Consider the following 6,301-nt stretch of genomic DNA (forward strand, 5'->3'; position numbering starts at 1 on the left):
TTTTTCATGAAATGCGCACTTACGACTTGAACAAAGTTCAAGTCAAAGTTGCGCAAGGGGACACCCCTTAACCCCAAAAAACTGCTACGCAATTTTTAAAAGCAAAAAGCAAAACCATCACAAGGCTAAGGCATGGCAATTTATCACTGTACGACGAAGACCGTTAACCGAAGTTCAGGACGAACTGCGGTTGCTTCTATGGCTTATCGTGCAGGAGAAAAATTAAAAGATGAACGGACAGGATTAACGCACGACTTTACGAGAAAAGAAGGTGTGGTTTATACCGAAATTATTTCTAATTTGGATGCCGAATTAGACCGAAGCCAAGTCTGGAATATGGCAGAAAAATCAGAGAACCGAAAAGATGCACGAACAGCACGTGAATGGGTGATTGCTTTACCTGATGAATTAGATGAGGAACAACGAAAAGAACTGGCCAAAGAGTTTGCGCAATCTTTAGTAGACCGTTATGGCGTGATTGCGGATTTAGCCATTCATGCGCCTAGTCAGAATGGCAGTGATAAAAACCATCATGCACATATCTTACTGACAACGCGCAAGGCCGAATTAGATCCAAAGCAGAATTTAGTTCTTAAGGATAAAGCCGATATTGAATTAAGTAATACCAAAAGAAAAACATTGGGCATGGGAACAAGCCAGGAAGAAATTAAACAGATCCGCTCCACCTGGGCAAACCTAGCGAATCATGCCCTCGAACATGCAGGGTATCGGGAAAGAATCGACCACCGCAGCTATGCCGATCAAGGTAATCAGCTACAAGCCACTATCCATGAGGGTAGCAAGGTCACGCAGATGCGCAGGAAAGGCATAGATACTGAGATCAGTCGTTTCAACGACACGATTAAACAGCAGAACAGCCAACAGCTCCAAAACAAACAACAGCATAAAGAAAAGACCTTAGAACAAGGATTCAATCGTGTTGAGCAAGGCTTTGAGCAATGGAAGAAAGAACAGGAAGTTAAACGCCTAGAACTGGAACGCAAACAGCAATTGAAACTACAGCAAGAACAAGCCATGAAGCAGAAACACCGCAAGAGCATGAAGAGAAGTGGACCATCGCTATGAGCAGCCAAAATGATTTAGATGATCAGTTGTATATTCTATTAGCCTCTATGAAAGAATATAGAGAAGCTATAGCAGACGATAACAAGCGATTAGAGACGTTTTACAACAAAGTAGCTAGTGGGGTACTAGAACAAAGCAAAAAGACCCTAAATAACGCAAATCAGGAAGCTATACGTGCCCTTCAAGGTCGTATTCATGAACTAGACAAAGCTACCGACAAATTGAACTACAGATTCATTGCCTTGTTGTGTGCAATTTTCCTTAGTCTGGTACTGGTTTTCCTGTCTTTTATATTTTTATTCATTCCAAGTTTTGATGAGATCAAGGAACGTCGTGCAGAGGCAGCGTGGCTAGAACAAAGATATAATTTAGATATTAGAAATTGTAATGATAAATCTTGTGTCCGAGTTATGAAAAATGACTGTCATGGAACGAATAAGGATTACTGTGTTATTGACCCTAAATAAATACTGGCAAGTACTTTGCTCGGTTCTTTTCTTAATCTTATTGCTACCGAATATCGCAAAGTGGCTCGACTTTGAGATATGGCAATAGCCATGTCTCAAAGTATCGAGCTTTACTTTTCATTCTTTATGTCCTATCTATTTGCTATAGGGAAGCATACTTTATAGCACTGATAGTGGAATTAATAATGAGAAGGTATTTGATTTTCCTAGCTTTTATAATAATGATTTTTATTTTAGCTCTCGTTGTTAAACTCGATAATGATCGGAAAAAATTTGAAGTATTCAATGAAGTAGAGACAACAAGCAAGTTTATACAAAAAAAACCATAGTTTTTTTATGGTTTTTTAAATACTTTATAAAATATAAATCCTTATTTGAGTTTCCATAACCCAGTATTCCATGACTGGGCTTTTTTTTATATTTTCAAATAGTGTTTTAGTAAAAATCAATCAAATTTCGTATAACTACCATTATGTTAAATAGAGCTTCATCTGTGTTGCTCTCATAAAAGCTTAGCTAAAATACCAAAACCAGAAAGCGACCAACACACCTAGTGAAAGGACTGAAGCAAACAGGGTGAACCATGAATGTGATTGTGTCCCCCAAAACATACGCTTTGCTAGCCATTTTTTAAGTAGAACACTATTCAGTGTCAGTGCTGTCAAGTGTAGTAATACAGTAGCTAAAAACAGATTTGCGAATAGTTCATGCACTTCTTTTAAACTGTGGCTATGCGTATAGTCTGTTAAAAAGCCTGCCAGTACAGTTAAGGGCATCAGGCAAAAAACACCCAGTATGCTCAGCTGAAACAGGCTGGAACTGGCTGCTTTTAAAAATGCTGGGGAAAGCCATTGCTGCGGTTGCGCCCAATAGCGCTGCACAAATGGCTTGATCACATTAAATCGACGGCTCGCCCCTGAAGGCTGAGTATGAGCAAATCGAGAAGCAAGAAACTGCCATAAAATTCTTAATATCAGGCTAATACCAAGTGTATAGCCAAACGCCATATGCACTTGATGCCATTCTTCTGCATCCCCCGTGAGATAAGCCCCAGTAAAGCTCAAAATAATGACGATATGCAGAAATCGAATCAGTAAATCTGTAGAAGATGTTGCTGTGTTCTGAGCCATAAAAAACCTTTGTTGACTGTATTTTAGTTGCAGAATAGCAGCTCAAGCTGAGGTTAATATTAAAAATACAGTCAAAAAAATTGCGCTCATTAGAGCGCAATTTTAAAATTGGAAGATCATGTGAATATTAATTTTGTCTACCATTAGCTTAATATGGATTATACGAAGCCTGAACATTGGAGTCGGTTTTTTTAATACGTATAACACCCATTATTAAACAAGGTTATTTTAAATGTAATGGATATGCATCAGTAGTGACTTATATTCTCTATTGTCTAGCTCAATTAAGGTTTACAGATAAAATATTTACTATAATCATTCTGATAACAGCAAGGGACTATATTGTGCGCCATTCTTATCATATCGAAAAACATTATATTGAACGGTCAGGGTGGCTACGTGCGGCTGTACTAGGGGCTAATGATGGGATTATTTCTGTAACAAGCCTAGTAGTCGGAATAGCAGCCAGTGGTGCTTCTTCTCAAACATTATTAGTAACATGTGTTGCGGGATTAATTTCTGGGGCGGCTTCAATGGCTGCAGGTGAATATATTTCCGTTAAATCACAACAAGATATTGAAAAAAATGATCTGAAAATGGAGGCACGTGAGTTAAAACTCCATCCTGAACATGAACTGCAAGAACTAAAAAATATTTATATACAACGTGGTTTAGAACCAACTTTAGCTGAAGATGTCGCTAAACAACTAACTATGCATAATGCTTTAGATGCACATGCTCGTGATGAAATTGGCATTTCAGATCATACCTCTGCCAAGCCATTTCTAGCGGCATCTTCTTCAGCCCTCGCATTTTCTGTAGGTTCATTATTTCCTTTAATTTCAATGATGCTTCTGCCTGAACAATATTTAGATAAAGGTGTCATGCTGATTGGCGTTTTAACTCTCGGAATTATGGGAGCATTGGCGAGTTATGCTGGCGGTGTAAGTATCTGGAGAGGTTCTGTTCGGGTTATGATTTGGGGAATTGTCGCAATGTTATTCAGTGCTTGGATCGGATCACTATTTAATGTTGCTGTGACCTAATATACTTTGTGTATCTGATCACAATATTTTAATCCAATAAATTATTATAGGTTTTGAGTAGTTATTATTCATGAGTTCTCCTAACTTTTAGATACTTATATTACATATGATCTAACCTGATTAGAGGTCAAAACTAAGATACTCAATCATCTGCTTCAAAGATTTTTAAAATTAACATAATACACCTTATACGAAATACTCTTCATTTCTCTTTAAAATTCTGTGTTTTATGTTGATGTAAAAAGCCCAATCCTTCCCGATTGGGCTTTTTCTTTTATTTTTCACGTTCCACGCCTATTATTTAAGCAATGTTTCACAACTTTGATTAGCTCCAGTAAATAATTAAAACCTAGATAATAAGAACCGAGCGAGTGTCTACGAGCGATTGAGCATCATCAAAATTTCGCCCTCGCCTTTTCTCTGATTACAAGCCCCCTTTCGATTTTAAACGGTAGGTACAGAGCATCCCGAATGGGTGCGAACTTTGGAGCTTTTGCTTTTCAAAAAGTATGAGCGAAGCGAATACATTACAAATGCTTTTGCTTTTAGATTTCACAAACAGGATTAACTAAAAACTGCCCCACGAAGCGAGGAACGAGCTTCAATAGAGTACGAGCTTTAGCGAGTACCTAGGGCAGTTTGCACTCCCCTCTCGAAAGGCTTTTAATTATTTTTAAAGCTTTTAATGCTTTTAGAAAGGTTGAAACCCTTGTGTAGTAAGTGTTACAGACTATATAAACGGACATTTGCTCTTGTATAAACGGACATTTGCTCTTGTATAAACGGACATTTGCTCTTGTATAAAAGGACATTTGCTCTTAATTAAAGGACATTATAAATATTGACCTTAAAAAGATATTAGATTACATTGTCCTTTAATTAGATAATAATAAGTTCTTCTTATGAAAAATAGTTTAGTCGTGAAAGATAATGCTCTAATAAATGCCAGTTACAACCTAGAGCTAACGGAACAACGGTTGATCATGCTAGCTATCATTAATGCTAGAGAATCGGGACAAGGAATCACTGCGGATAGTAAACTGGAAATACATGCTAGTGATTACGCCAAGCTATTCAATGTATCTGCCGATGCGTCATATAAAGCTTTGAGAGAAGCTGTAAATAATCTGTTTAATCGTCAATTTAGTTATACAGCCGAATATAAAAAAACAGGCAAAGTCGGCATTGTTCGATCTCGCTGGGTAAGCCGTATATTTTATGTAGATGACCTAGCATTGTTAGAAATTACTTTTGCTCCTGATGTAGTGCCTTTAATCACACGATTGGAAGAACACTTTACAAAATATGAAGCTAAACAAGTTGCTCACCTAACCAGTAAATACGCCACTAGGCTTTATGAATTGCTGATTGCTTGGCGTGAAGTTGGAAAAGTTCCACAACTAGAACTTAGTGAGTTTAGAAACAGATTAGGTCTTGTTGATAGTGAATACACCGCCATGAGTGACTTTAAAAAGCGTGTGCTTGAACCATCAATTAAACAAATTAATGAGCATACTGATATTACTGTAACGTATGAACAGCATAAAAAAGGACGGATCATTTCAGGTTTTTCTTTCAAATTTAAGCAAAAACAACAGCCAAAAGTTGAAGCAAAAAGAGATCCAAACACGCCTGATTTTTTTATAAAAATGACCGATGCACAACGCCATTTATTTGCCAATAAAATGTCAGAAATGCCTGAAATGGGGAAATATTCACAAGGTACAGAAAGCTACCAACAATTTGCTATTCGTATCGCTGATATGCTTTTAGAGCCTGAAAAATTCAGAGAGCTTTATCCAATATTAGAAAAATCAGGATTTCAGCCATGATCAAATTAAATAACCTATCAACCGATCTAAAACATGTGACCGTTGAATACCTCGACATCGTAAACTATGAAATTGCGAGGGAAAATATATGTGGTTATATCTTCCTATTATCCCGACTATCCAAAAATGCCGAACCCACCGAAAAAATGCAGATGGAAAGCAAAATACAGGACTTAATTTACTATCGAGATAATTTACAGATAGAAGACAAGGACAATATTCAAAAGGTTTTAAATACGCTCATTCCAGAGTATCAAGCCGAACAAAACAATCAAACAGCGAAGAAAAATTAGGCTTCAATGTCGGGTAAATCAAAAAGCTGTCGATCTCTATTTTCTGTTAAATATTCGTTGAGTTCAGCGAGTATTTTTTCTTTATTGGCTTCATTTGCCTGCATTTTCTTAATCAAGTAAGAACCGAGCAAAATTTTACGCCGAGTATCATCCTTGCGCTCCTGTTCTTTCTTTTTGGTACGTTCTCTTGCTTCAATAGCCTGTTTCTGTGCTTTTAACTGTTTCAGCTTCTCTAACTGGGCTTCAATTTTCTTTTCGATATTTTCAGCAGATTTAGTCATAACGGTTAATTTCGGAATATAGAAAACCACTCAAGCATAAGATCCTATGAATTGAAATTCAAGCGGGTAATATGCTATCGTGTTTTTCATGAAATGCGCACTTACGACTTGAACAAAGTTCAAGTCAAAGTTGCGCAAGGGGACACCCCTTAACCCCAAAAAACTG

Annotated in this window: 7 protein-coding genes; 5 read left to right on the forward strand and 2 right to left on the reverse strand. The window is 37.2% G+C overall.

Annotated elements, in window-relative coordinates; genetic code table 11:
* Window positions 1-132 precede the first annotated feature (132 nt).
* Complete coding sequence (gene mobQ / locus ACG9ZB_RS16255) at window positions 133-1,086, forward strand: MobQ family relaxase (protein WP_419326759.1); 954 nt, start codon at window positions 133-135, stop codon at window positions 1,084-1,086.
* On the forward strand, window positions 1,083-1,553 hold the full coding sequence (locus ACG9ZB_RS16260; RefSeq protein ID WP_309220556.1) for a hypothetical protein: 471 nt from the start codon (window positions 1,083-1,085) through the stop codon (window positions 1,551-1,553). Before mobQ ends, ACG9ZB_RS16260 begins: the two co-directional genes overlap by 4 nt.
* Before the next feature lie 512 nt (window positions 1,554-2,065).
* On the opposite strand, the gene ACG9ZB_RS16265 is transcribed toward ACG9ZB_RS16260, so the two are convergent.
* Window positions 2,066-2,683, reverse strand: a complete 618-nt coding sequence (locus tag ACG9ZB_RS16265) for a cytochrome b/b6 domain-containing protein (protein WP_419286675.1) — start codon at window positions 2,681-2,683, stop codon at window positions 2,066-2,068.
* 344 nt (window positions 2,684-3,027) lie between these two features.
* On the opposite strand from ACG9ZB_RS16265, the gene ACG9ZB_RS16270 reads away from it, so the two are divergent.
* The 3 genes from ACG9ZB_RS16270 to ACG9ZB_RS16280 all read left to right on the forward strand — a co-directional run bounded on the left by ACG9ZB_RS16270 (window position 3,028) and on the right by ACG9ZB_RS16280 (window position 5,854).
* A complete protein-coding gene (locus tag ACG9ZB_RS16270; protein ID WP_419326761.1) occupies window positions 3,028-3,729 on the forward strand; it encodes a VIT1/CCC1 transporter family protein in 702 nt (233 codons plus the stop codon).
* 902 nt (window positions 3,730-4,631) lie between these two features.
* Window positions 4,632-5,561 (forward strand): replication initiation protein RepM, encoded by a 930-nt coding sequence (gene repM / locus ACG9ZB_RS16275; protein WP_004871874.1) that lies wholly within the window; start codon window positions 4,632-4,634, stop codon window positions 5,559-5,561.
* Window positions 5,558-5,854, forward strand: a complete 297-nt coding sequence (locus ACG9ZB_RS16280; protein ID WP_419326760.1) for a hypothetical protein — start codon at window positions 5,558-5,560, stop codon at window positions 5,852-5,854. Before repM ends, ACG9ZB_RS16280 begins: the two co-directional genes overlap by 4 nt.
* Here ACG9ZB_RS16280 and ACG9ZB_RS16285 read toward each other — a convergent pair.
* Window positions 5,851-6,135 (reverse strand): hypothetical protein, encoded by a 285-nt coding sequence (locus ACG9ZB_RS16285; protein WP_004871868.1) that lies wholly within the window; start codon window positions 6,133-6,135, stop codon window positions 5,851-5,853. The genes ACG9ZB_RS16280 and ACG9ZB_RS16285 overlap by 4 nt on opposite strands.
* Window positions 6,136-6,301: the final 166 nt, after the last annotated feature.

It is taken from the genome of Acinetobacter johnsonii (assembly GCF_048551975.1).
In the GTDB taxonomy this organism is placed as follows: Bacteria; Pseudomonadota; Gammaproteobacteria; order Pseudomonadales; family Moraxellaceae; genus Acinetobacter; species Acinetobacter johnsonii_A.